This window comes from Mycobacterium sp. IS-1590, from assembly GCF_001500025.1.
Taxonomy (GTDB): Bacteria; Actinomycetota; Actinomycetes; order Mycobacteriales; family Mycobacteriaceae; genus Mycobacterium.
Map to the genome: position 1 here is coordinate 1 of NZ_LQIW01000023.1, position 24,749 is coordinate 24,749.

The following is a 24,749-nucleotide window of genomic DNA, read 5'->3' on the forward strand; positions in this document are numbered from 1 at the left end:
GGGATGCGGGGCGGAGGCGCGTAGGGCCGGCCCATCGGTGGGTTCGGTGGGGGTGGCCGATAGTTGGGATCGCGGCGGATCACCTGTGACGGCTCCCGGCGCGGCCGCGGCGGCGGCTCGAACCCGCGGGGCGGTTGCCGGTTGTCGGTCACCTAGAGAAATCTACGTCGCCGACCCGCATGTTCAGCGCAACCAGCCCAGGTGGCCGGCGGCCAGGGCATAACCGACGAAGGCCACGGCGTCGATCAGCGCGTGCGCGACGATCAGCGGCCACAGCCGGCCGGTCCGCAGGTAGACATAACCGAACACCACGCCCATCGCCAGGTTCCCCAGCCCCGCGCCGAAACCCTGATAGAGGTGGTAGAGCGCGCGCAGAACGCTGGTGACGACCACGGCGGCCGCCGGGCTCACGCGTAGCTGGCGCAGCCTGGTGATCAGGTAGCCGACGACGAGCACCTCCTCGGCCCAGCCGTTCGCCAGCGCCGTCAACAGCAGCACCGGTATCCGCCACCAGGTGTCGTACAGTTCGGCAGGCTCGACGTCGGCGTTCATGCCGAGGAGTCGGGCGACCTGATACAGCGCGAGGCCGGGCAGCCCGATGAGCGCGGCAAGGCCGAGCCCGCCGAGCAGGTCGGTCCGCCAGCGGGGTCGGCCCAACCCGATCGATTTGAGGGCGATTCCGCTGCGCCACAACAGGTATACGCCCAGCGCACCCCATGCGGAGAGCTGGAAGACCCAGACGAGGTTGAGGCCGAGGTCGATGAGGTCGAAAGGGGAGCGGCGCGGATTGAGCGCGACGACCTGACCGGAGAGGCCGAGCAGCACCGACTCGATCAGGTTCAGCAGCGCGCTGTAGGCCGACAGGCCGAACGTCACCGCAAGGACGACGACGATCTCGATGCGAAGAGCCCGGCGCGCGGGATCGGTGAGCTCGTCGGGGGCGCCGGTCACCGGAGCTACGGTAGTGCCGTCACAGCTTCCGTGCGCGCAGCCCGTTGAGGAACGGGCAGCCCATCAGCACCCGGATCGCCTGGCTCAACCCGGTGACGTCGTCGACCGGGCGGGTGAACGGCAGCCGCACATCGTGGTCGCCGTCGTCGGTCTCCACCCGCAGCTGTACGCCGTACCGGTCCAGGCCGAGGGGCCGCACACGGCCCCGGCGCAATGACATCGGAAGCCGGCTGGCCAGCCGCTCGACGACGTCGCGGTGTGCGGACTCCATGTGCTGCAGCCAGCAGGACTCCATGGCGCAGAACGGGTCCGGACGCGCGTCCAGCAGCGTGCTGACGCTGACCGATTCGGCGCCCGTGGAATCGGCGACGACAACGGAGTCGATCTCCAGCCGTAGCAGCGTGTGGCCCTTGCCGCCGTCGCCGACCGAGTTCACCTCGAGCAGCGCGGGATTGGGGTCTTCCGAGGCGATCAGGTCGAGCAGGGCCGACACCTCGGCGGCGGGTACGTCGTGCAGGCGTCCCTGGATCCACACCAGCGAGCGCACCGGCTCGCGTAGCGGCAGGGGCGCGTAATCCGTCATCTCCAGCACGGCCTGAACCCCGCCGGCACCCGCACTGACGGCCTTGGCCGCCACCGCGCTGTCGGCCGGAACGGTGATCGCGAACGAGCCGTCGTCGAGCAGGTGATGGACGGGGGTCTCGGTGGGTGCCCCGTTCTCGCCGCCCTCGACCGCGAGCATCGCGCCGCCCGCCTTGGCGCAAGCGCTGCGGATCCGCTCGGCCGTCGTCGGTGCCGTGGTCGTGGTCGCCATGCCGCCTCCTCTGAGATAAGGTGAGCCTAACTTAACTAAGCGATGGCGGATCCCGCAAGGCTTTCGTGCAGCGGAACGGCATTACCGCACTGACCCGATAGTGTTGAACCCGTGCCGCGCATCGCTTATCTCGGTCCCGAGGGGACCTTCACCGAAGCGGCGTTGCTCAAAATGTCGAGCGCCGGCATGCTGCCCGGCGGGCCGAGCGCCCAGGAGGTGACGCCGGTCGCGTGCGACAGCACCACCGGCGCGCTGAGCGCCGTGCGCGACGCCGATGCCGACTACGCCTGCGTGCCGATCGAGAACTCGATCGAGGGTTCGGTGCTGCCCACCCTCGACGGTCTGGCCGGCGGCACACCGCTGCAGATCTTCGCCGAGCTCACGCTCGACGTCTCGTTCACGATCGCGGTCCGCGAGAACACGGCGGCCGAAGACGTGAGAACCGTCGCCGCTTTTCCCGTCGCCGCCGCGCAGGTGCGGCGCTGGCTGACCGAGCATCTGCCGTCGGCGCGCGTGGTGCCCGCCAACTCCAACGCGGCCGCGGCCGCCGATGTCGCCGCCGGCCGCGCCGACGCGGGCGTGAGCACCGCACTGGCCACCAAGCGCTACGGGCTGGCGGCGCTGGCGTCCGACATCGTCGACGAACCCAACGCCCGCACCCGGTTCGTGCTCGTCGGAGCGCCCGCTCCCCCCCCAGCGCGCACGGGCGCCGACCGGACGTCGGTGGTGCTGCGACTGGACAACGTCCCCGGCGCGCTGGTGTCGGCGCTGACCGAACTCGCCGTCCGCGACATCGACCTGACCCGGATCGAATCACGCCCCACCCGAACGGGTTTGGGCACCTACATCTTCTTCCTCGACTGCGTCGGCCACATCGACGACGATGCGGTGGCCGAGGCACTCAAGGCACTGCACCGTCGTTGTTCGGATATGCGCTTCCTCGGATCCTGGCCGACCGGAGCGGCCGCAGGCGCGGCTCCGCCCGGACTTGACGAGGCCTCCCGCTGGTTGGGGCGACTCAAGGAGGGACAGCGGTGAGCGGGCGTCTGGTGCTGGTGCGCCACGGACAGTCGCTGGCCAACGTCCACCGTCGCCTCGACACCCGCCCGCCCGGTGCGGAACTCACCGACCTCGGCCGCGATCAGGCGCGCTCGTTCGCCAGGGGGCTGCCAGCCGCGCCCGCGATCCTGGCGCATTCGGTGGCCCACCGGGCCCGCCAGACCGCCGAGGAGATCGCCGGTTCGTTGCGGTTGCCGCCGGTGGAACTCGACGGGGTGCACGAGGTTCAGGTGGGCGACCTGGAGGATCGCAACGACGACGAGGCGATCGCGACGTTCGAATCCATCTACCAGAAGTGGCACGACGGCGATCTCGACGTGGCGATGCCCAACGGCGAGACCGGACACGACGTGTTGGACCGCTACGTGCCCACCATCACCCAGCTGCGGATGCGCCATCTCGACGACGACACCTGGCACGGCGACATCGTGGTGGTCAGCCACGGCGCGGCGATCCGGCTGGTGTCCTCGGTGCTGGCCGGTGTCGAGAGGAGTTTCGCGCTCGACCACCATCTGGGCAACACGGAGGCCGTCGTGCTGGCACCGATCACCGACGGCAGGTGGAGTTGCCTGCAGTGGGGATCGATGACGCCGCCGTTCTACCCCGAGCCCGACGTCCGGCCGGTCGAGGACGCCCTGCGCTCAGCCGACCCGATGGGCTGACACCACGACCGCGCACGCGCAGCCGATCGCCTCGCAGTCGATCACGAACGCGTGCGCGACTTCCGGGGTGACGCAATCGGGCTCGGTGCATTCCGCTCGATACGCGGCGTGGTGGATGACGGTGCCGTGGCAGTGCTCGAGGCCCGCCACGCATTCTCGGCACTCGGTCATGGCCCCTTGATAGCACTCACGGGCGACAAAGCGCAGTTGCCGCGCGGTGCTCGGGCCCGCTAACCCCATCCGAGTTGGTGGAGGCGCTCGTCGTCGATGCCGAAATGATGGGCGACCTCGTGGATCACGGTGATCGCCACCTCGTCGACGACGTCCTGTTCGCTGTCACAGTGCTCCAGCAGCGCGTCGCGGTAGATCGTGATGGTGTCGGGTAGCGAACCGGCGTACCACGAATCGCGTTCGGTCAGAGCGACGCCCTGGTACAGGCCGAGCAGGTCGGGTTCCTCGTCGTTGCGCGCCTCCACCAGGACCACGACGTTGTCCAGCGCGTCGGCGAGCTTCGGCGGTATCAGATCGAGCGCCTCGGAGACCAGTTCGTCGAACCGTTGGGGGCTCATCTGTACGACCACGCGGCTACGGTCCCGGCGGCGCGGGCGCGGGTGCCGGCGGTGGGGCCGGCGCGGGAGGCGGCGGAAGCGGCGCGGGCGGTGGCGGCGGCGGAAGCGGCGCACCAGGCGGCGGCGGCAGCGGTTCACCCGGCGGCGGTGGGGCGCCCGGAGCCGGCGGGGGCGCGCCGTTGAGGAAAGTGTTGCCGGGGGCGGGCTCGGTCGGTGGGCCGCCCTGATGGACATCGGGCGACTGCTGACCGTGCGTCGACTGTTGGGCGCTGTCGTCGCTCGAACTGCTGCTGCTGCTGTCACTGCTGTTGGAGGACTGGCCGCTGGTGGACTGAGAGGTGTTGACGGGCTCGTTGTCGGTGATCGGGATCGGCGGGAAGTTCAACCGCTCTTCGGGAATGTCCGGGGGCGGCACCGGCGGCTGACCGTTGATCAGCAGCGGGCCCTTGGCGCTGTTGAGCAGGGTCGACCAGCCTCCGTTGCCCAGCGTGGCGCCGATGCTGCAGGACACCTGACGACTGCCTGCCGCCCAGCTCGGCAGTGAAATGGTGCTGTAGATCAGCGTCAGCGTGGTGCTGCGCAGCTCGATGGGCGCCAGGTAGGCATCCGTCATCCGGGTGCACGCGTCCTTGATGAAGCCGTCCTGCTCCTGCTCGGGCGGCAGCCCGCCGGGGAACCTCTCGGCGAGGTTCACCGCGCCGGTGACCTCCATCGCGTGCGGCGCCGCGCAGTCGACCGGGATGTCGGTGGGCTGGTTGGTCGTGGGGTCGATGCCCAAGCAGGTGCCCGCCGGCCACACCTTGGACTGGTCGACCTCGGCGACCTTCCCGGAGAAGGGCAGTTGCTGGTTGTTCGGCCCGGGCAGCTGCAGCCCGCACAGCATGCGGCGCTCGCCGGATTGGCGCCAGGCCTTGTCCCCGGACCACAGCATGCTCACGGTGAAGCGGCTGTTCGGGTCGAATCGCGGACCCAGGTAGTTCTTCACGGCCGTGGAGCACTGCTCCTGGCTGATCTGCTGAATACGCGCGCTCGACGGCGGCGCGGCGTCCGGACCGTATTCGCTGCCGGGGAAGGTCCGCATGTCCACCGATTCGGCGACCTCGAACCGGTGCTCCTGGCTGCAGTCGACGATCTCGGCGGCGTCGGGTGTGCGGTCGGGCCAGTTGAGGCAGTCGCCGGCCTTGGCGTGTTCGAATGTCGCATTACCCCGCGGGCCGAGGGAGATCGTGCTCGCGGTGAGCCCGCTGGCGCCTTCGGTCTGCGGAAGGGCGGTGACGAGGCCCGCGATCAGCAAACCGCCCAGGGCCGTCAGCACCAGCGCTCGGCGCGTCGGCGTGGCGTGCAGACTGGTCCACCACGCCACCCGCTCCGACGCCTGTGTGTCGTCTTGCTGCGGGTCGGCGGGGTCGTGCGCCTCGAACGGGCGACCGGGTGCCTCCAACATCTGCTCCATTGTGACAGGCGTGTCAGGTGCTGTGACAAGTGATGCAGTTGTAAAGTTACGCGGTTGTGCTGGCCTGGGGGATCGACCAGTAGGGTTGCGCCCGTGATCGACCTCAAGTTGCTGCGCGAAAACCCGGATGCGGTCCGTGCTTCGCAACGCGCCCGCGGCGAAGATCCGAGCCTCGTCGACGCGTTGCTGTCCTCCGACGCCGCCCGCCGGGCCGCGGTATCGGCGGCCGACAATCTGCGTGCCGAGCAGAAGGCCGCGAGCAAGAAGGTGGGCAAGGCCTCACCCGAGGAACGCCCGGCCCTGCTGGAGGCGGCCAAGGCGCTCGCCGAGAAGGTCAAGGCCGCCGAGGCCGCGCAGGCCGACGCCGCGCGGGCGTTCACCGCGGCTCACATGGCGCTGTCGAACGTGATCATCGACGGGGTGCCCGCGGGCGGCGAGGACGACTTCGCCGTGCTCGACACGGTCGGTGAGCCACCGCGCATCGACGAGCCCAAGGACCACGTCGAACTCGGTGAGTCGCTGGGCCTGATCGACCTCGAGCGCGGCGCCAAGGTGTCCGGCGCCCGCTTCTACTTCCTCACCGGGGCCGGCGCGCTGCTGCAGCTGGGCCTGCTGCAGCTGGCCGTCAAACTCGCCACCCAGAACGGGTTCACGCTGATGATCCCGCCGGTGCTGGTGCGTCCGGAGATCATGGCCGGCACCGGCTTCCTCGGCGCGCACAGCGAGGAGGTCTACCGGATCGAGTCCGACGACCTGTACCTGGTCGGCACCTCCGAGGTGCCGCTGGCCGGATACCACGCCGACGAGATCCTCGACCTGTCCGGCGGCCCGCTGCGCTATGCGGGCTGGTCGTCGTGCTTCCGGCGCGAAGCGGGCAGCCACGGCAAGGACACCCGCGGCATCATCCGCGTGCACCAGTTCGACAAGGTCGAGGGCTTCATCTACTGCAAGCCCGAGGACGCCGAATCAGAACACGAACGCCTACTGGGCTGGCAGCGCCAGATGCTCGCCGACATCGAGGTGCCGTACCGCGTGATCGACATCGCCGCGGGCGATCTCGGGTCGTCTGCGGCGCGCAAATTCGATTGTGAGGCTTGGGTTCCCACGCAGCAGACCTACCGGGAGCTGACCTCGACGTCGAACTGCACGACGTTTCAAGCGCGCCGGTTGGCGGTGCGGTACCGCGATGAGAACGGGCGCCCGCAGACCGCGGCGACGCTGAACGGAACCTTCGCGACGACGCGGTGGCTGGTGGCGATCCTGGAGAACCATCAACAGCCCGACGGCAGCGTCCGGATCCCGCAAGCCTTGACGCCGTATGTCGGAACCGATGTCCTGACGCCGGTCAAGTAGGACGGCTGCGCCGCGACCGCAGTTAAGACTGCAGCAGTTCGTCGAGGACCTCGATGAGCTGGTCGGGGTGCGCTGGGGTGAAGGCCGGTCGCCACCGGTTGCCGTCGACGTCGAGGGTGACGAGCGTGTCTTTCAGCGGCCTGCGCACATCCAGCGGCAGCCAGCGGCGCAGATCCGAACTACCCCAGAACCGGTAGCGGTGCACCCAGTCCAGGGGTGATGCGGTATAGCCGCGGATCGACCGCAGCGGAATGATTTTCGACGTGCCCGAGGGGAAGTGGTACCGGCGCAGCGTGACCGCCTCCCGGTCGACCTGGATCATGCCGTCGTCGTAGAGCTGTTGCGGAACAGTCACTTTCGCTCGCTCCGTAACTCGTGGCCCTTGGTGGTCAGGCACCGGCCGTTCTGCAGATTCCACTGCCATCCGTGCAGGTTGCAGGTCAGCGTCGAACCCTCCACGACGCCGAACTTCGACAGGTCGGCCTTCAGGTGCGGACACCGACGCTGGATCTCCCAGCCGTCCAGGGTGATCGATGCCGAATCGTCGTGTGCCTCGGCGAACCAGCCGTCGGCGTAGGCGATCCGCTCGTCGGTGAGGCATTTGAAGAACGTGTACAGGTACTCGTTGTACCCGCCGACCCGCCACGCCCGGAACCGGGTGGACAGGAAGATGGTGTTGACCCAGTCCGGTTCGTTGTCACGCAGCACGGTGCGCACCAACTCCGGTGGAATCGCGAAGCCATAACGGAACTTCTCGGCTGAAACCGGTTCGCGCACAGCGCGCTTCGGGAAGTCGAGGACCACCGTTTCGGGACCGAGCCGCAACTCGACCGGGTAACCGATACCGTCGCAGATCTGATCGCTCTGGATCATGATCGGCTCGAACGCCGTGCGCAGCGGCTCCAACAACGACTCGCCCGCCGCGTCGGCCCAGCTCGCCTTCTCCGCGGCGAGCACCGGCGCCATCCGCTCTGCGTAGTCGGCGATGTAGTCGGCCTTGCCGGTGGTGAAGATCGACTCCACCTCGTCGTCGGGCAGCGGGTGGTTCAGCGAATCCAGTTGTGAGCCGGTGAAAGTGGCCGTCGACCCGGGAATCAGCAACAGCCCGCCGTCGTGGCCGTGCGTGCGCATCTGATCCAGGAACACCATCTGGTCGGGGAAGATGTTGGCCGGGTCGTCGTGGTCGTCGTTGAGGTCGCGCAACTCCGGGTCGAGGAAGCACGGCGGGCCGGCGGACGGGATGACCCAGGTGGCACCGACCTGAGCGATGTACTGGCGGCAGCGGTCCATCTGGCGCTGGCGCTTCTGGATGCCGAACGCCTCCTTGGCGCGTGCGGGCATGTCGTAGACCATCGGGTACCAGATGGCGCCGGAGTACTGCAGCATGTGCACGTCGACATGGCCGAAGTCGGCGTGCACCACATCGAGGTCGACCGGGCGTGCGTCGTTCATGTTGAACGCCACCGTCTCCCCGTCGTCCACGACGAGACCGGAGTCACCGATCGGGCCGTCGGCGGGGGCGCGCAGCGCGATGATCATCACACCGAGATCGCCCTTGGGGCCGGACACCGTCTGGCGGACCGAGTCCGTCGTCTCGAAGAACCGGTGAAAGCCCAGCTTCTCCAGTTCGCGGCGCAGATCAGGGACCGGATAGTCCGGCAGCAGCACGACGGCGTCCTTGTTGACGTGCTCGCGCAGCAGCTTGGGGTCGAAGTGGTCGCGGTGCAGGTGCGAGACGTACAGGTAATCGCAGTCGCCGAGCGCGTCCCAGTCCAGGGCGCTGTTGTCGGGGAACGGGAACCACGAGGCGAAGTACGCGGGATTCAACCACGGGTCACACAGGATGCTCCCGGCCGCTGTTTCGATGCGGAAACCCGCGTGGCCGATGCTGGTGACCTGCACAAATGCCCTTCCTGCGAATGTGGCTGCCTGCCGCGAGTCTAGCCCGCCCCGGCCCGTACCCGTCCTACGCGTGGCGGGCACCCCGGACGGGTTCGGCGGGCACGGCCACGCGACTAGGCTGCCGGGTGTGGAACCGGTATACGGCACCGTCATTGCGCTGGCGCGGCTGATCTGGCGCGTGCAGGGGCTCAAGTTCACCGTCACCGGTGTGGAGAACCTGCCGAAGACCGGCGGCGCGGTCATCGCCATCAATCACACGAGCTATTTCGACTTCACCTTCGCGGGGCTGCCCGCCTATCGGCAGGGCCTCGGGCGCAAGGTGCGGTTCATGGCGAAGAAAGAGGTCTTCGACCACAAGATCGGCGGCCCGCTCATGCGCAGCCTGCGCCACATCGAGGTGGACCGCGACAGCGGCGCCGACTCGTTCGCCCAGGCGTGCCAGAGGCTCAAGGAGGGTGAGCTGGTCGGCGTCTACCCCGAGGCGACGATCAGCCGCAGCTTCGAGATCAAGGAGTTCAAGTCCGGCGCGGCCCGCATGGCCATCGCCGCCGACGTGCCGATCGTCCCGCACATCGTCTGGGGTGCCCAGCGGATCTGGACCAAGGGCCATCCCAAGAAGATGTGGCGGCCCAAGGTGCCGATCACAGTTGCCGTCGGGGAACCGATCCCCCCGACGCTGCCCGCTCCGGAGTTGACCGCGCTGCTGCACTCGCGCATGCAACACCTGCTGGAGCAGGTGCAGGACCAGTACGGCGAGCATCCGGCCGGCGCGTTCTGGGTGCCGCACCGGTTGGGCGGTGGCGCGCCGACGCTCGCCGAGGCCAACCGGATGGATGCGGAGGAGGCGGCCGAGAAGGCCGCCCGACGCGCCCAGCGTCCCGACCCCAGCGGAGCGACCGGGTAGCCGCCATGGAGCCGGTCTTCTACACGCTCGAGGTTCTGGTCAAGTCGGCGGTCAGGATCAATGGCTACAAGATCAGCTACCGGGGCCTGGAGAACATCCCCGCCGACGGCGGTGCGGTGATCGCGATCAACCACACGAGTTACGTCGACTGGCTGCCCGCCGCGCTCGCGGTGCATTACCGCAAGCGGCGCCTGCGGTTCATGATCAAAGAAGAGATGCAGGACGTGAAGGTCGTCAACTTCCTGATCCGTCACACCGGCACGATCCCGGTGGACCGCCGTGCCGGGGCGGGGGCCTACGCCGTCGCGGTGGACCGTCTGCGCGCCGGTGAGCTCGTCGGCGTCTATCCGGAGGCCACCATCAGCCGAAGCTTCGAGCTCAAGGACTTCAAGACCGGTGCGGCCCGCATGGCCCGCGACGCCGACGTGCCGATCGTCCCGCTCATCGTGTGGGGCGCGCAGCGGCTGTGGACCAAGGACCATCCCCGCCGTCTGCGCCGCAACAGGATTCCGATCACGGTGCAGCTGGGTAACCCCGTACCGGCCAACGAGACGATGGAGCAGACGTTGCAGGATCTACGTTCGGCGATGACCGAACTGTTGCACGAGGCGCAGCGCGACTATCCGCACCCGGAAGGGGCGCACTGGGTGCCGCGCCGACTCGGGGGTTCCGCACCCACCCTTGACGAGGCGAAGGCGCTCGACGAGGCCGAACTGGCCGAGCGCGCCCGCAAGCGTGCCCTGCGCGAAGCCAAGAGATGAGCACGCCCCTGCTGATCGCCTCCGACGTCGACGGGACGTTGCTCGACGACGACGAGAAGGTCTCCGCGCGCACCAGGGCCGCCGTCACCGCCGCGGTGGAGTCGGGCACGGAGTTCGTGATCGCCACGGGACGGCCGCCGCGATGGGTGCAACCGGTCGTCGACGCGTTGGGCTTCGCCCCGATGGCGGTGTGCGCCAACGGTGCGGTGCTCTACGACCCCGCGAACGACCGCATCGTGTCCGCGCGCACGCTGAGCACCGACGATCTCGCCGAGCTCGCCGAGATCGCGACGCAGGCAATCCCGGGGGCGGGTCTTGCCGTCGAGCGGGTTGGCAACAGCGCCCACGACGCCGCGACCCCGCAATTCGTCAGCTCGCCCGGCTACGAACACGCGTGGCTCAATCCGGACAACACCGAGGTGTCATTCGAGGACCTGCTCAGCGCGCCGGCGATCAAACTGCTCATTCGTAAGGCGGGCGCGCGCAGCTCTGACATGGCGGCCACGCTCACCGATCACATCGGCCACGTTGCCGACATCACGTACTCGACCAACAACGGCCTGATCGAGGTCATGCCGGTCGGCATCAGCAAGGCCACCGGGGTCGCCGAAGTGGCTGACCCGCTGGGCATCAGCGCCGACGCGATCGTCACCTTCGGCGACATGCCCAACGACGTACCGATGCTGCGCTGGGCCGGCCTGGGGGTCGCCATGGGACACGGCCATCCGGCGGCGCTGGCCGCGGCCGACGAGGTCACCTCGACCAACAACGACGACGGTGTCGCGCGAGTGCTCGAGCGTTGGTGGGCCTAGGCCTCAGGTGCTGATCGGCGGGGTGAAGCGCTCGAGTTGCACGGGTGCGGTGTCGAAGTCGGGCTTCGGCAGTTCCACCGGAACTCCGTCGAAAACGCGTGTTACCGTGCCCTTCTCGCGGTCGAAGTTGAGCGTGCCGTGCTGGAAGTTCTGCACGATCCACAGTGGCTCCTGAATTTCGCCACTCGTGGGCAGGCCGAGTGCGCCGCGTTCGAAACCCAGTGCGCCCCAAGCCTTGTAGATCTCGCCGGTGACTGGCTCGGCGCCGCTCTCCGGAGACCAGTAGATCGCACCACGTTCGAACGTGACGTACCGGGCGCCGTTCTCGCCGGAGGCCTCCAGCGACGTGGGTCTGCCCAGCAGGCTCTTCATCCCGCCCATGGCTTCCCACTTCGCGAATATCGCTCCACCGCGCAGTGATTCGGACAGGTCGTCGGGCCCCGGCGGTTGGTTGAAGCGTGCGGCGATGTCGCGGATGTGGTCCATCAGCGCGTACGCCGCGTTACCGGGGCACTCGGTGGCGCCGACGTCGCGGTGGGTGAAGATCGCGGGCAGCAGCGGTGTCGCTCCGGTCGGGAACTTCGAGAACGACCCGCCGCCCGACGCCATCACCACGGTGCCGCGGGGGTCTACGTGGTCCAGGCCGAGTCGCCATCCCAGCAGCCGGGCTGTGGTGCGCAGTTGAATCGGCGTCGGGGGCACCACCTCGAAGTTGCCCATCATCGCCACACCCCAGGTGTCGCGGTTGAAGCCTCCCGTGTGCGCGCCCTCGACAGGTCGGGTGATACCGCCGGCGCGTCCCTCGAAGACCTGTCCGAACTTGTCGACCAGTGCGTTGTAGGCGATGTCGCACCAGCCCAGCGTGCGGGTGTGGTACTCGTAAATCGAGCGGATGATGCCCGCCGAGTCCTCCGGGGCGTACTCGTTGCTTCCCGCGGTGTGGTGCACCACACCCGCTCGGACTCCGAAGTCGAGCCGGGGCGGCCCGCACCGCATCGATTCGTCTGCGCCCCACTGCGCGCGGTTGATGATGTTGGGCGGAACCCCGGGTGCGCTCACGGCCGACGGGGGAGGCAACGTGTCGACCGGCGGCGCCTGCGGCGGGCTGATCAGCACCGCGTTGAGGTTCTGTCCGAAGGAATGCTCGGTGTTCGCCGGGACGTAACCCAGCTCGGGGGCGGGCTCCTGCCGAACCTCCGGGGTCCTGGGCGCGTCGGGCGGACGGGTCACCGCGATCTGCACCGTCGTGGTGCGGCCCACGAACACGGGCTCGGTGCCGACCGGTCCGGCGACCGGAACGTCCGGGCCGAGACCTTCGAGGGGTTCGGCGTCGTACCAGGGCCCCCAACTGCCGTCGGCCTTCTTGGCGCGTACCCGTGCCGTCGTGCCGGTGAAGTCCTGTGCGGTCAGCGCCACCATCGAGAACGGCGTGTCCTGGTGGATCTCGCGGATCGTCTCCCCGCCGCCGAGCCCGGTCAGCGGTTGCTGCGCCAATTGCGGTGCGTCGTTGACCGCTGCGTCGTCACCGTCGCCGGGCAAGCCGAACAGCGCCATCGGCAACATCACGACGGTCGCCGCGAGCGCGGTGAACAGCAGCGATGGCGTGGGACGGCGAGTCGGCACGGACTGATGTTACGTATGTGTCAGGTGATGCTAGTGGTGCGACACGGTTCGGAGTCGAACTAATCGACGGCCCAACCTGCACCGGCACCGCAGAGCCGAAGCGGCTTCTGCGGTGCCGTCTGGTGACAGGTCTCAGGCGCCGGGCGCGGGAGCCGGCACGGGGGCCGGAACCGGGGGCACCGCCGGTGCGCCGGGCGGCTTGGCCGCCGACATGATCGCCGGCATCACCATGCCTTTGAGCAGGTCGATCGCCTGACCGGCGCCGAGTTGATCGGCCATGCTGGACAGCTCGCCGATGATGCCGCCGCTGCCGGTGGTGCCGGTGGCCGCGGGCATCGTCGCCAGCGAGGGATCGCCGAGGATCGGATAGGTGCCTGCGGCCGGATCCAGCCCGATCGGCGCCGCGATCGGCACCTCGCTCGGGGCGGGCAACCCGGTGGCCGACGAGATCGGCGTGGCGCCGAGCGCGGGATCGGTCAGCGCCGGTGGCGTCGACAGCCCGGGTGTGGTCAGTCCCGGCGTGGTCAGCGCGGCGTCACCGGTCGGACTGGTCAGCCCCGGGCTGGTCAGCGCGGGGTTGGTCAGCGCCGGATCGGTCAGCGAGGGCGCGGTCGCGGTGACACCGGGGACCGTCGCGCTCGGAGCGGTCAGGCTCGGAGCCGTCAGGCCGGGCGTGCTCAGGCCGGGCGCCGTCAAGCTGGGCGACGTCAGCTCGGGCGTGGTCAGCGCAGGCGTGGTCAGCCCCGGAGACGTCAGCGTCGTGGGCGAGCTCGATCCCGTTCCGGTCAGGATGCCCGTGGGCATCGGCGGAAGGTTGATGCCGAACTGCGAGAGGCCCTGGGTCAAGGCGGACATCAGCTCGTTCGGAAGATCCGTGATCGTCGCCGCCTGGACGAATTCGCGGTGCTGGGGGGCCGGCTCGGTGGCCTCCGACAGCTCGGTCACGGCGACTACTGCAGCGGGACTCGCGACTGCCAAGGCCAGGACTGCGCTCGTGGCTGTCGACAGCCTGCGTCGACGTCGGTTCGGCACGGAAGTCTCCTCAATACATGGGCTACGACTATTAGTGGTCGGCTGGGCGGTCAGGTGAACAGCCCAGGTCGTGCACTGTCGGTGGTCGGAACCGACGTGATCGACGGTACTGGTGTGACTATTGAGGCGAAAGTGACGATATGTAATCGTGAGCCGATCGCAATATTCGGCTCCTGTCGGATTCGGGCGCCGCGGTCGCGGTCGGATACCCTTGCTGCCGATGACCACGCCTGTTTCCCCGGTCGCTCCGCTCCTGCCCTCCGGAGCCCGCTTTGACCTCTTTGTCGTCGGCTCCGGATTCTTCGGCCTGACGATTGCCGAGCGCGTGGCAACCCAGCTGGACAAGCGGGTGCTCGTCATCGAGCGCCGCCCGCACATCGGCGGTAACGCCTACTCCGAACCCGAGCCGCAGACCGGGATCGAGGTGCACAAGTACGGCGCGCACCTGTTCCACACCTCCAACAAGCGGGTCTGGGACTACGTACGTCAGTTCACCGAGTTCACCGGATATCAGCACCGGGTGTACGCCATGCACGGCGGGCAGGCCTATCAGTTCCCGATGGGACTGGGCCTGGTGTCGCAGTTCTTCGGCAAGTACTTCACGCCCGACGAGGCGCGACAACTGATCAGGGAGCAAGCCGCCGAGATCAAGACCGAGGACGCGCAGAACCTCGAGGAGAAGGCCATCTCGCTGATCGGGCGCCCGCTCTACGAGGCGTTCGTCAAGGGCTATACGGCCAAACAGTGGCAGACCGACCCCAAAGATCTGCCCGCCGCCAACATCACCCGGCTGCCGGTGCGCTACACGTTCGACAACCGCTACTTCAACGACACCTACGAGGGGTTGCCGGTCGACGGCTACACCAAGTGGTTGCAGAACATGGCCGTCGACGACCGCATCGAGGTCCGGTTGGACACGGACTGGTTCGACGTCCGTGACGAACTGCGCGCCGACAACCCCGATGCGCCGGTCGTCTACACCGGGCCCCTCGACCGGTACTTCGACTATGTCGAAGGACGGTTGGGGTGGCGCACCCTCGACTTCGAGATGGAAGTCCTCGACACCGGGGACTTCCAGGGCACACCGGTGATGAACTACAACGACCTCGACGTGCCCTACACCCGGATCCACGAGTTCCGGCACTTCCACCCCGAGCGCACCTACCCGACCGACAAGACGGTCATCATGCGCGAGTTCTCCCGGTTCGCCGACAACGACGACGAGCCCTACTATCCGATCAACACCGAAGCCGACCGCGCGTTGCTGGCCGCTTACCGGGCCCGGGCCAAGGCCGAAACCGCTTCTGCGAAGGTGTTGTTCGGCGGCAGGCTGGGGACCTACCAGTACCTGGACATGCACATGGCCATCGCCAGCGCGCTGAGCATGTACGACAACACGCTCGCACCGCACCTGCGTGACGGTGCGCCACTGACCGAACCGGGCCCAGAAAGCAGTAGCGCATGAGCGAGATTCCCTCCGGCGCACTGGAATCCGCGGAATCGAAAGCGGTCAGCCTGCTGGCCCGCGTGATTCTGCCGCGTCCAGGCGAACCCCACGACGTCCGCAAGCTCTACATCGAGGAAGCCGAGACCAACGCCAAGCGCGCGCACGCGCCTTCGCGCACCGAACTCGAGATCGGCACCGAATCGCAGGTCTCGTTCGCCACCTATTTCAACGCGTTTCCGGCCAGCTACTGGCGGCGTTGGTCGATCCTGCAGTCGGTCGTACTGCGGGTCGAGCTGACCGGTAGCGCGCGCGTCGACGTCTACCGGTCCAAGGCCACCGGTGCGCGGATCACCGTCGGTGGTGCCCCGATCGTCAGCGAGGGCGACGGTGGACCCGCCCATGTCGAGTTCGAAGTCGATCTGGGCCCATTCGAGGACGGCGGCTGGATCTGGTTCGACATCGCCACCGACGCGGCCTCGACGTTGCACCACGCCGGCTGGTATGCGCCGGTGCCCGCACCGGGCCGGGCCAACATCGCCGTCGGCATACCGACCTTCAACCGCCCTGCCGACTGCGTCAACGCGCTGGCTGCGCTGACATCGGATCCGTTGGTGGACGAGGTGATCGGTGCCGTCATCGTCTCCGATCAGGGCAACAACAAGGCCAAGGACCATCCGAATTTCGAGGAGGCGGCGGCCGCCCTCGGTAACCGGTTGACCATCCACAACCAGCCCAACCTCGGCGGCTCCGGCGGCTACAGCCGGGTGATGTACGAGGCGCTGAAGAACACCGACTGCGAACAGATCCTGTTCATGGACGACGACATCCGCGTCGAGCCCGACTCGATCCTGCGGGCGTTGGCGATGAACCGGTTCGCCAAGACGCCGACACTGGTCGGCGGCCAGATGCTCAACCTGCAGGAGCCCTCGCACCTGCACGTCATGGGCGAGATGGTCGACTCTGAGAACTTCATGTGGACCAACGCCGTCAACACCGAGTACGACCACAACTTCGCCAAAGACGCTCTGGCGGACGAGGATTCATCGCGCAGCAAGCTGCTGCACCGCCGCATCGACGTCGACTACAACGGCTGGTGGATGTGCATGATCCCGCGCCAGGTCGCCGAGGAGCTCGGCCAGCCGCTGCCGCTGTTCATCAAGTGGGACGACGCCGACTACGGCCTGCGCGCCGGTGAGCACGGCTATCCGACCGTCACACTTCCCGGCGCCGCGATCTGGCACATGGCCTGGAGCGACAAAGACGATGCGATCGACTGGCAGGCGTATTTCCACCTGCGCAACCGGCTGGTCGTGGCCGCGCTGCACTGGGACGGCAACGTCAGCGGGCTGATCGCCAGCCATCTGAAGGCAACACTCAAACACCTTCTGTGCCTTGAGTACTCGACCGTCGCGATCCAGAACAAGGCGATGGACGATTTTCTGGCCGGGCCGGAGCACCTGTTCTCGATCCTGGAGTCGGCGCTGCCCGACGTGCGCAAGATGCGCCAGGAGTATCCCGACGCGGTGGTGTTGCCGAGCGCAGCCGAGCTTCCGACGCCGTCGGACAAGCGCTGGCGCAAGAAGGTACGGATCCCCACCAATCCGCTGGCCATCTCGACGCGGTTGTCGCGTGGGGTGATTCACCAGCTGCGGCCGCACGACCCCGAGCATCATCGCCGTCCGCAAATCAACGTCGCCACCCAGGACGCCCGGTGGTTCTCGCTGTGCCGGGTGGACGGCGTGACGGTGACGACCGCCGACGGCCGTGGGGTCGTGTACCGCCAGCGCGACCGCGAGAAGATGTTCGAACTGCTGCGCGAATCGCTCAAGCGCCAGGCCCGTCTCGCGCGCAAGTTCAATCGGATGCGCAAGGTGTATCGCGAGGCGTTGCCGACGCTGACCAGCAAGCAGAAGTGGGAGACGGTCCTTCTGGAGTCGTCTGCACATGGATGAGAGCTCCCTCCTGCGCCCGGCGGGCGAGGACCAGGCGCTTCGCCCGCGAGAGCAGCGGGGCGAGGAGGCCGCGCTGGTCGCGGTGCAGTCCGCGCTCGGTGAGCGCCCCGCGGTCCTGTCGGCCGCCCGCGCGCTGTCCCATTTCGGCGAGCACAGTCTCGGTTGGTTGGCAATCGCGGTGTTGGGGGCGCTCTTTCAGGCCGACCGTCGGCGTGACTGGCTGGCCGTGGGCGCGGGTGCGTTCGCCGCACACGCCGCCGCGGTGCTGATCAAGCGGGTGGTCCGCCGCGAACGGCCGAACCATCCCGCGATCTCGGTCAATGTGGGCACGCCGAGCCGGCTGAGCTTCCCTTCCGCGCACGCGACATCGACCACGGCGGCGTCGGTGCTGATGGCCAGGGTCACCGGGTTGCCGCTGCCGGCGCTTCTGGTGCCGCCGATGGCGTTGTCGCGGTTGGTGCTGGGCGTGCACTACCCCAGCGACGTCCTCACCGGCGTCGCGGTCGGGGCTGTCGTCGCGAAGGCCGTCGGCACGGTGGCCGACCGCGCCGAAGGGAACGCATGAGCATCTCAAGTGACAGCAGCGCAGAGAGCGTACGGCCGATGAGCGAAAAACGAGCACCGGGTGAGCAACCGGCAACCCAGAAGGGTCCGCCGCGCAATGTCGCGACGGGTCTGATCAAGGCGATTCGGCCGCGGCAGTGGGTGAAGAACCTGCTCGTGCTGGCCGCGCCGATCGCCTCCCTCGGCGGGGACGTCGAATACGACTACGGCGGCGTCGCGGTCAACATCCTCATCGCGTTCGTGACGTTCTCGTTGGCGGCCTCGTCGATCTATCTGGTCAACGATGCCCGCGACGTGGAGGCCGACCGCCAGCATCCCACGAAGCGGTTCCGGCCGATCGCGGCTGGTGTGGTCCCGGAATGGTTGGCCTACACCGCATCTGTGGTGTTGGCGGCTGCCGCGCTCGGCATTTCGGTGCTCGCCTCGCTGAACCTGACGGTGGTCATCGCGGTGTACATCGCGATGCAGTTGGCGTACTGCTTCGGCCTCAAGCACCAGGCGGTGCTCGACATCTGCATCGTGTCGTCGGCGTACCTGATCCGGGCCATCGCCGGCGGCGCAGCCGCGGGTATTCCGCTGTCGCAATGGTTCCTGCTCGTGATGACGTTCGGCTCGCTGTTCATGGTGGCCGGCAAGCGGTATGCCGAGCTGCAGCTCGCCGAACGCACCGGCGCCAAGATCCGTAAGTCTCTCGAGAGCTACACGGCGTCGTATCTGCGCTTCGTGTGGACGTTGTCGGCCACGGCGATGGTGCTCTGTTACGGCCTGTGGGCGTTCGAACGCGACGGCTCCACCGCATCGTGGTATGCGGTCACGATCATTCCGATCACCATCGCAATCCTTCGGTACGCGGTCGACGTCGACGGCGGATTGGCCGGGGAGCCCGAGGAGATCGCGCTCAAAGACCGGGTTCTGCAGCTGTTGCTGCTGGCGTGGATCGGGACCATCGGTGCCGCCGTCTTCCTCAGCTGAGACCCTCCGCCCGCCGGTCCCGGGCGGATGGGTCGGTGAGATCGAACGCAGCCTCGCCCGCTGGCCCGCGTTCCGCTACGACAACACGGTCCGGATCAGCCTGTGGCTCAGCGTGCTGGTGGTCGTGGTGCTGTTCGGCTGGGGCGCATGGCAGCGCCGCTGGATCGCCGACGACGGCCTGATCGTGCTGCGCACCGTCCGAAACCTGTTGGCAGGCAACGGTCCGGTGTTCAACGCCGGTGAGCGCGTCGAGGCCAACACCTCCACGGTGTGGACCTACCTGGTGTACCTCGGCGCGCTGGTGGGCGGCTCCGTGCGGCTGGAGTACGTCGTGCTGGTCCTGGCGCTGGCCCTCAGCCTTGCGGGTGTGGCGTTGGTGATGCTGGGCACCGGACGGTTGTACGCACCGAGCCTGCAAGGCAGGCGCGCGCTGATGCTGCCTGCGGGCGTGCTGGTCTACATCGCGCTCCCGCCGGCGCGCGACTTCGCCACCTCCGGTCTCGAAAACGGGTTGGTGCTGGCGTATCTGGGCCTGCTGTGGTGGATGATGGTGTGCTGGTCGCAGCAGCCGCGTGGCCACCGCTCGGCTGCGGCCCCCGCCCTGCGCGCAGGCGCACCGACAATCCGCAGGCAACCGCTCGGAACCCTGGCGTCGCGCCCGGCCAGTCGAACCTTCGACATTGCACTGGCTTTCGTTGCGGGCCTGAGCGTGCTGGTCCGGCCCGAGCTCGCGTTGATCGGCGGGTTCGCCCTGGTGATGATGCTGATCGCGGCACGCGACTGGCGCCGGCGCGCGGTGATCATCGTCGCGGGCGGTCTGCTTCCGGTGGCCTACCAGATCTTCCGGATGGGCTACTACGGCCTGGTGGTTCCGGGTACTGCGGTGGCCAAGGACGCGAGCGGGGCCAAATGGTCGCAGGGCTTCGTCTACCTGGCGAACTTCAATCAGCCCTACCTGCTGTGGGCGCCGGCGATCCTGCTCGCCGGGCTCGCCGCGGTGGTCTGGGTCATCCGCGGCCGTCCCCGACCGAACCGCGGCGCGATCGCTCCGGGCTCCGGACGCCTGGCGCGAATGGTGCAGAGCCCGGCCGCGGTGGTGATCTTCTTTCTCGTCAGCGGCCTGCTGCAGGCCATCTACTGGATCCGCCAGGGCGGGGACTTCATGCACGGCAGGGTGCTTCTCACACCGCTGTTCGTCATGCTGGCGCCGATAGCGGTGATCCCCGTCGTACTTCCCGACGAGACCAGGATGGCGCGTGGTGCGGGCTACCTGTTCGTCGGCGCCACCAGCGTGCTGTGGCTGGCGGTCGCGGGATGGGCGCTGTGGGCGGCTAATTCGCCGGGAATGGGTCGAGACGCCACCCGCGTCACGTACTCCGGCATCGTGGACGAGCGGCGGTTCTATTCCCAGGCCACCGGCCATGCGCACCCGCTGACCGCCGCGGACTACCTCGACTATCCGCGGATGCGCGCGGTGCTCGAGGCGTTGGAGAACACGCCCGACGGTGCGCTGTTGCTGCCGTCGGGCAACTACGACCAGTGGGACGTGGTGCCGGCGCTGCCGCCCCCGCCGGATGCGCCCGAGGACTACCGGGGCCCGCACACGGTCTTCTTCACCAACCTCGGCATGCTGGGCATGAACGTCGGACTCGACGTCCGGGTCATCGACCAGATCGGGCTCGCCAATCCGTTGGCCGCCCACACCGAGCGCCTCGAGGACGGCCGAATCGGCCACGACAAGAACCTGTTCCCCGACTGGGCGATCGCCGAAGGGCCCTTTCTCAAAGAGCCCCCGTTCATCCCGGGTTACATCGACGAGGACTGGATCAGACAGGCCGAGGCGGCGCTGGAGTGTCCGGAGACCGACGCGATGCTGAACTCGGTGCGCGGCCCGATGAGCCTGCGTCGATTCCTGTCGAACTTCGTGCACGCCTACGAGTTCACGCAGTACCGGATCGACCGCGTGCCGCTCTACGAGCTCGCTCGCTGCGGGTTGCCCGTGCCCGAACCGGTATCCGAGCCGTATACGGGGATGCCCGCCACCGGTCCGTAACGCCGCGACCCCTGCGGGCCGATAGACAGACGCGAACTGCTCTTTTCGCGGCGCCCGATACACGAACGGATGGACCGACCTGTGCGAACCTGGCTTCGCCGCGCGCTGGCGACGGCAGCCGCGGCCGTGGCGCTGCCGAGCGGAGCCGCCGCGGTTTTCCCGGCGCCCCCGGCAGGTGCGTTCTCCAGGGAGGGACTTCCCGTCGAGTACCTCGACGTCTACTCCGCGGCGATGGGCCGCATCGTGCGCGTCCAATTCCAGCCTGCCGGAACGGGTTCGGGCGAGCAGAAGGCGGTGTACCTCCTCGACGGAATGCGGGCCCGCGACGACTACAACGGCTGGGACATCGAAACCGCGGCGTTCGAGTGGTTTTTCGAATCCGGGGTGGCCACCGTGATGCCGGTGGGCGGAGAGGCCAGCTTCTACGCCGACTGGTACTCGCCGTCGAGTTTCAACCGCCAGCCCTACACCTATAAGTGGGAAACCTTCCTCACCGACGAACTTCCCGCCTGGCTGGCCGCCAACAAGCACGTCTCCACCACCGGCAACGCGGTCGTAGGGGTGTCGACGTCGGGCAGTGCGGCGCTGATCCTGTCGGCCCACCATCAACATCAGTTCGCTTATGTGGCGTCGCTTTCGGGGTTCCTGAACCCGTCGGAGCCCACGATGCGGCAGGCGATCCGGGTCGCCATGCTCGACGCCGGGGGTTACAACATCGACAGCATGTGGGGTGCGCCGTGGGATGCGGCATGGAAACGCCACGACCCGATCCAGCAGGCCGGCCGGTTGGCTGCCAGCAACACTCGCCTGTGGATTCACTGTGCGCCAGCAAGATCCGCACCCCCGGACGCGGGTACCGACCCGAACAGGGCCTTCGACGCCGACAGCCTGGAATCGATGGCGGCGAAGAGCAACAAAGACTTCCAGACGGCCTACCTGACGGCCGGAGGAAACAACGCCACGTTCGAATTCCCTGCCCAGGGATATCACGCGTGGCAGGACTGGGGTGCGCAACTGCAAGCCCTGAAACCAGACCTGGTCACCACACTCCTCGGCGGAGCGGCGTGACCAGGGTGGACATCTCTCGAATGGGAAGATCACGCCGACGTGTGGTTGACTGCACGGGTTACGCGGCTTGCCCCAGGGGCGGTTCCGCGTGCGGCATACAACAGATGGGATAGATGAAGCATGAAGTTCGTTGGCAAGATCCGGGGTGCCTGGATCCGCCGGCTCGCAGGCGCGGCGATGGCCGCTGCCGTGCTGCCCGGCTTGATCAGCGCCATCGGAGGCTCGGCCACCGCGGGGGCTTTCTCTCGTCCGGGTCTGCCGGTCGAGTACCTCATGGTTCCGTCCGCAGGGATGGGCCGCGACATCAAGGTTCAGTTCCAGAACGGCGGCCCGAACGCGCCGGGCGTGTATCTGCTCGACGGTCTTCGTGCACGCGATGACTTCAACGGCTGGGACATCGAGACCGCGGCGTTCGAGTGGTACCTGGACTCCGGCCTCGCGGTGATCATGCCCGTCGGTGGCCAGTCCAGCTTCTACAGCGACTGGTACGCACCGGCCTGCGGCAAGGCAGGTTGCCAGACCTACAAGTGGGAGACGTTCCTGACGCAGGAACTGCCCGCGTACCTCGCGGCCAACAAGGGCGTGAACCCGAACCGCAATGCCGCAGTCGGGCTGTCCATGGCCGGATCGGCCGCGATGACGCTGGCGATCTACTACCCGCAGCAGTTCCAGTACGCCGCTTCGCTGTCGGGCTTCTTGAACCTCTCCGAGGGCTGGTGGCCGATGCTGGTCGGTCTGTCGATGGGTGACGCCGGCGGCTACGAGTCCGAGGACATGTGGGGCCCGTCGAGCGATCCCGCGTGGAAGCGCAACGACCCGATGGTCAACATCGACAAGCTGGTCGCCAACGGCACCCGCATCTGGGTGTTCTGCGGTAACGGCAAGCCGGCCGAGATCAACGGTCGCGTCGCCGGTGACAACTTCAACGCGAAGTTCCTGGAGAGCTTCACGCTGCGCACGAACGAGACGTTCCAGGAGCAGTACCTGGCCGCCGGCGGTAAGAACGGCGTGTTCAACTTCCCGCAGGGCGGCACGCACGACTGGCCGTACTGGGGTCAGCAGCTCCAGCAGATGAAGCCGGACATCCAGCGCGTGCTGGGCGCCACGCCGCAGCCGTCGACCCCGATCGCGACCGAGGCCTCGGTCACGACGACGGACGCCGGTAACTGACTGGTACGGCAATAGGTTCATAGTCGACGGCGGCGATCCTGCGGGGTCGCCGCCGTTGACCTTTTTCGCTCCTCGCGTCCGCGGCGGCCTTTTTCGCTCCTCGCGTCCGCGGCGGCCTTTTTCGCTCCTCGCGTCCGCGGGGCCTTTTCCGACCACGTCCGCGCCGGTGTGTGATTGACTACCTCGCGCGGGGACAGCAGACCAATGTGAGGTGGGCGAGCCGATGCAGGCGATCTTCCGGGCGATCTTGACAGTGGCGCTGGCCGCCGGGTTGTGGAGCGTGGGTACGGCCGTCGCGCCGAAGGCCGAGGCGCAAGTCGAGATGCTGATGGTGCCGTCGGCGGCGATGGGACGTGACATTCCCGTCGCCTTCCAGGGCGGTGGCCCGCACGCGGTTGTGCTGCTCGACGCGTTCAACGCCGCACCCGACGTCAGCAACTGGGTCACCGCGGGCAACGCGATGAACACCCTCGCGGGTAAGGGCATCTCGGTGGCCGCACCCGCGGGCGGCGCGTGGAGCATGTACACGAACTGGGAGGCCGACGGCAGCCGCCAATGGGAGACGTTCCTCGCCGACGAGTTGCCGAACTGGTTGGCCGCCAACAAGGGCCTGGCGCCGTCGGGACACGGCATCGTGGGTGCGGCGCAGGGCGGCTACGGCGCGATGGCGATGGCCACCTTCCACCCGGACCGCTACCGCTTCGCGGGCTCCCTGTCCGGCTTCCTGACCCCGGAGCGCACCGGCGTGGACGGTGCCATCACCGCCGGGCTCGCGCAGTTCGGCGGCGTCGAGACCCGGAACATGTGGGGACTGCCACAGCTGGGCCGGTGGAAGTGGCATTCGCCCAACGTCCATGTCCAGTTGCTGGCCGACAACAACACCCGGCTGTGGGTCTGGAGTGGTCCGGTCGGGGGGTGCACCGATCCCGCCGCGATGATCGGCTACTGCGACATCGCGTCGGGCACCAATCGAGAGTTCTACCAGCACTACCGCTCGGTCGGCGGCAAGAACGGTCACTTCGATTTCCCGACCAGCGGCAACCACGACTGGGGTTCCTGGAGCGGTCAGCTCGCGGCCATGAGCGGCGAATTGGCGGCGACGATCGCTTAGCCGACGACCCACCCTTCAGAACCGGGGCCGCACCTCGGCAGCCGGTACCTTGGAGGAGTGCAACGCTCGGTGCGGACGACTGCGGCAGGTTCGCTGCTGATCGCTTCGGCGACGGCGTTGCTGACCGGGTGTTCGGGCCCCGAGGTCATGGCGGCCATGGGTTTGCCGACGTCGGAGACCGCGCCTGCGCACGGCGGGCCCGCCGAGACCACGGCCCCGCCGTCGGCCACCGGGCACTCCAACACGCTCGTGCTGACCGATCGGCAGCGGGGCTATCTCGACGCTCTCACCGCGGCCGGGGTGAAGCCGTCCAGCGACCTGCTGGCTCTGCGCGTCGGGTCCTACGTGTGCCAGGCCCGTGCCGCCAAGCACGACGACCAGAAGGTCTGGGATTCGATCTATCCGCTGGTGCGCGGCGATGCGATGGATCACATCTCCGGTAGGGCGCCGACCGTCAACGTCGACGCGGCGACCGCCGATTACATTCGCATCGCAACCGACCGACTCTGCTAGCAGG

General features: G+C 68.0%; 24 protein-coding genes. 15 read left to right on the forward strand and 9 right to left on the reverse strand.

Annotation, left to right across the window (positions count from 1 at the left end; all coding sequences use genetic code 11):
• Positions 1–183 precede the first annotated feature (183 nt).
• Together AU197_RS14705 and AU197_RS14710 are read right to left on the reverse strand one after the other, a co-directional pair.
• Positions 184–951 (reverse strand): CPBP family intramembrane glutamic endopeptidase, encoded by a 768-nt coding sequence (locus tag AU197_RS14705; protein ID WP_064403448.1) that lies wholly within the window; start codon positions 949–951, stop codon positions 184–186.
• Between the two features lie 19 nt (positions 952–970).
• Complete coding sequence (locus tag AU197_RS14710) at positions 971–1,765, reverse strand: DUF2470 domain-containing protein (protein WP_064403449.1); 795 nt, start codon at positions 1,763–1,765, stop codon at positions 971–973.
• A 111-nt stretch (positions 1,766–1,876) separates the two neighbouring features.
• On the opposite strand from AU197_RS14710, the gene pheA reads away from it, so the two are divergent.
• Together pheA and AU197_RS14720 are read left to right on the forward strand one after the other, a co-directional pair.
• Positions 1,877–2,803: a prephenate dehydratase gene (gene pheA, locus AU197_RS14715; protein WP_064403450.1), complete on the forward strand. Its 927-nt coding sequence runs from the start codon at positions 1,877–1,879 to the stop codon at positions 2,801–2,803.
• Complete coding sequence (locus tag AU197_RS14720) at positions 2,800–3,486, forward strand: histidine phosphatase family protein (RefSeq protein ID WP_064403451.1); 687 nt, start codon at positions 2,800–2,802, stop codon at positions 3,484–3,486. Before pheA ends, AU197_RS14720 begins: the two co-directional genes overlap by 4 nt.
• Here AU197_RS14720 and AU197_RS14725 read toward each other — a convergent pair.
• The 3 genes from AU197_RS14725 to AU197_RS14735 are packed head-to-tail and all read right to left on the reverse strand — an operon-like array spanning position 3,466 to position 5,508.
• Positions 3,466–3,657, reverse strand: a complete 192-nt coding sequence (locus AU197_RS14725; protein WP_064403452.1) for a hypothetical protein — start codon at positions 3,655–3,657, stop codon at positions 3,466–3,468. The two genes, AU197_RS14720 and AU197_RS14725, sit on opposite strands and share 21 nt — an antisense overlap.
• A gap of 59 nt (positions 3,658–3,716) precedes the next feature.
• A complete protein-coding gene (locus tag AU197_RS14730; protein ID WP_156434429.1) occupies positions 3,717–4,055 on the reverse strand; it encodes a metallopeptidase family protein in 339 nt (112 codons plus the stop codon).
• A gap of 16 nt (positions 4,056–4,071) precedes the next feature.
• The gene (locus AU197_RS14735; protein ID WP_064403454.1) at positions 4,072–5,508 is read right to left on the reverse strand and encodes a septum formation family protein; all 1,437 of its coding nucleotides are present in this window, start codon (positions 5,506–5,508) and stop codon (positions 4,072–4,074) included.
• Positions 5,509–5,601: 93 nt separating this feature from the next.
• Between AU197_RS14735 and serS the strand changes: the two genes are divergently transcribed.
• Complete coding sequence (serS, locus tag AU197_RS14740; protein ID WP_064403455.1) at positions 5,602–6,861, forward strand: serine--tRNA ligase; 1,260 nt, start codon at positions 5,602–5,604, stop codon at positions 6,859–6,861.
• A gap of 22 nt (positions 6,862–6,883) precedes the next feature.
• Here serS and AU197_RS14745 read toward each other — a convergent pair whose 3' ends face one another.
• Both AU197_RS14745 and AU197_RS14750 read right to left on the reverse strand, forming a co-directional pair.
• A complete protein-coding gene (locus AU197_RS14745) occupies positions 6,884–7,216 on the reverse strand; it encodes a hypothetical protein (protein WP_064403456.1) in 333 nt (110 codons plus the stop codon).
• Positions 7,213–8,763 carry an MBL fold metallo-hydrolase gene (locus tag AU197_RS14750; protein ID WP_064403457.1) on the reverse strand — a complete coding sequence of 517 codons (1,551 nt, stop codon included), beginning with the start codon at positions 8,761–8,763 and terminating at the stop codon, positions 7,213–7,215. The genes AU197_RS14745 and AU197_RS14750 overlap by 4 nt, the downstream gene beginning before the upstream one ends.
• A 127-nt stretch (positions 8,764–8,890) precedes the next feature.
• On the opposite strand from AU197_RS14750, the gene AU197_RS14755 reads away from it, so the two are divergent.
• From AU197_RS14755 to AU197_RS14765, 3 genes are read left to right on the forward strand one after another with little or no spacing between them, the layout of a single operon-like run.
• Positions 8,891–9,667 carry a lysophospholipid acyltransferase family protein gene (locus AU197_RS14755; protein WP_064403458.1) on the forward strand — a complete coding sequence of 259 codons (777 nt, stop codon included), beginning with the start codon at positions 8,891–8,893 and terminating at the stop codon, positions 9,665–9,667.
• A gap of 5 nt (positions 9,668–9,672) precedes the next feature.
• On the forward strand, positions 9,673–10,428 hold the full coding sequence (locus tag AU197_RS14760) for a lysophospholipid acyltransferase family protein (protein ID WP_064403459.1): 756 nt from the start codon (positions 9,673–9,675) through the stop codon (positions 10,426–10,428).
• Entirely contained in the window at positions 10,425–11,240 is an 816-nt protein-coding gene (locus AU197_RS14765; RefSeq protein ID WP_064403460.1) for a Cof-type HAD-IIB family hydrolase, read from the forward strand. The genes AU197_RS14760 and AU197_RS14765 overlap by 4 nt, the downstream gene beginning before the upstream one ends.
• A gap of 3 nt (positions 11,241–11,243) precedes the next feature.
• On the opposite strand, the gene AU197_RS14770 is transcribed toward AU197_RS14765, so the two are convergent.
• Together AU197_RS14770 and AU197_RS14775 are read right to left on the reverse strand one after the other, a co-directional pair.
• On the reverse strand, positions 11,244–12,803 hold the full coding sequence (locus AU197_RS14770; protein WP_502687886.1) for an N-acetylmuramoyl-L-alanine amidase: 1,560 nt from the start codon (positions 12,801–12,803) through the stop codon (positions 11,244–11,246).
• Positions 12,804–12,995: 192 nt separating this feature from the next.
• Positions 12,996–13,895, reverse strand: coding sequence for a hypothetical protein (locus AU197_RS14775; protein WP_064403462.1), 900 nt, complete (start codon positions 13,893–13,895; stop codon positions 12,996–12,998).
• A gap of 220 nt (positions 13,896–14,115) precedes the next feature.
• Here AU197_RS14775 and glf point away from each other — a divergent pair, with 220 nt between their 5' ends.
• The 9 genes from glf to AU197_RS14820 all read left to right on the forward strand — a co-directional run bounded on the left by glf (position 14,116) and on the right by AU197_RS14820 (position 24,745).
• Positions 14,116–15,360: a UDP-galactopyranose mutase gene (glf, locus tag AU197_RS14780; RefSeq protein WP_064403463.1), complete on the forward strand. Its 1,245-nt coding sequence runs from the start codon at positions 14,116–14,118 to the stop codon at positions 15,358–15,360.
• Complete coding sequence (locus AU197_RS14785; RefSeq protein WP_064403464.1) at positions 15,357–17,294, forward strand: glycosyltransferase; 1,938 nt, start codon at positions 15,357–15,359, stop codon at positions 17,292–17,294. Before glf ends, AU197_RS14785 begins: the two co-directional genes overlap by 4 nt.
• Positions 17,287–17,859: a phosphatase PAP2 family protein gene (locus tag AU197_RS14790; protein ID WP_082696686.1), complete on the forward strand. Its 573-nt coding sequence runs from the start codon at positions 17,287–17,289 to the stop codon at positions 17,857–17,859. Before AU197_RS14785 ends, AU197_RS14790 begins: the two co-directional genes overlap by 8 nt.
• Positions 17,860–17,897: 38 nt before the next feature.
• The gene (locus tag AU197_RS14795) at positions 17,898–18,830 is read left to right on the forward strand and encodes a decaprenyl-phosphate phosphoribosyltransferase (protein WP_064403465.1); all 933 of its coding nucleotides are present in this window, start codon (positions 17,898–17,900) and stop codon (positions 18,828–18,830) included.
• A complete protein-coding gene (aftB, locus tag AU197_RS14800) occupies positions 18,808–20,883 on the forward strand; it encodes a terminal beta-(1->2)-arabinofuranosyltransferase (RefSeq protein WP_064403466.1) in 2,076 nt (691 codons plus the stop codon). The genes AU197_RS14795 and aftB overlap by 23 nt, the downstream gene beginning before the upstream one ends.
• 69 nt (positions 20,884–20,952) lie before the next feature.
• On the forward strand, positions 20,953–21,951 hold the full coding sequence (locus AU197_RS14805; RefSeq protein ID WP_064403467.1) for an alpha/beta hydrolase: 999 nt from the start codon (positions 20,953–20,955) through the stop codon (positions 21,949–21,951).
• Between the two features lie 120 nt (positions 21,952–22,071).
• Positions 22,072–23,121, forward strand: coding sequence for an esterase family protein (locus AU197_RS14810; RefSeq protein WP_064403468.1), 1,050 nt, complete (start codon positions 22,072–22,074; stop codon positions 23,119–23,121).
• Positions 23,122–23,344: 223 nt separating this feature from the next.
• The gene (locus tag AU197_RS14815) at positions 23,345–24,232 is read left to right on the forward strand and encodes an alpha/beta hydrolase-fold protein (RefSeq protein ID WP_064403791.1); all 888 of its coding nucleotides are present in this window, start codon (positions 23,345–23,347) and stop codon (positions 24,230–24,232) included.
• A gap of 69 nt (positions 24,233–24,301) precedes the next feature.
• Positions 24,302–24,745, forward strand: coding sequence for a DUF732 domain-containing protein (locus AU197_RS14820; RefSeq protein ID WP_231744934.1), 444 nt, complete (start codon positions 24,302–24,304; stop codon positions 24,743–24,745).
• Positions 24,746–24,749 lie beyond the last annotated feature (4 nt).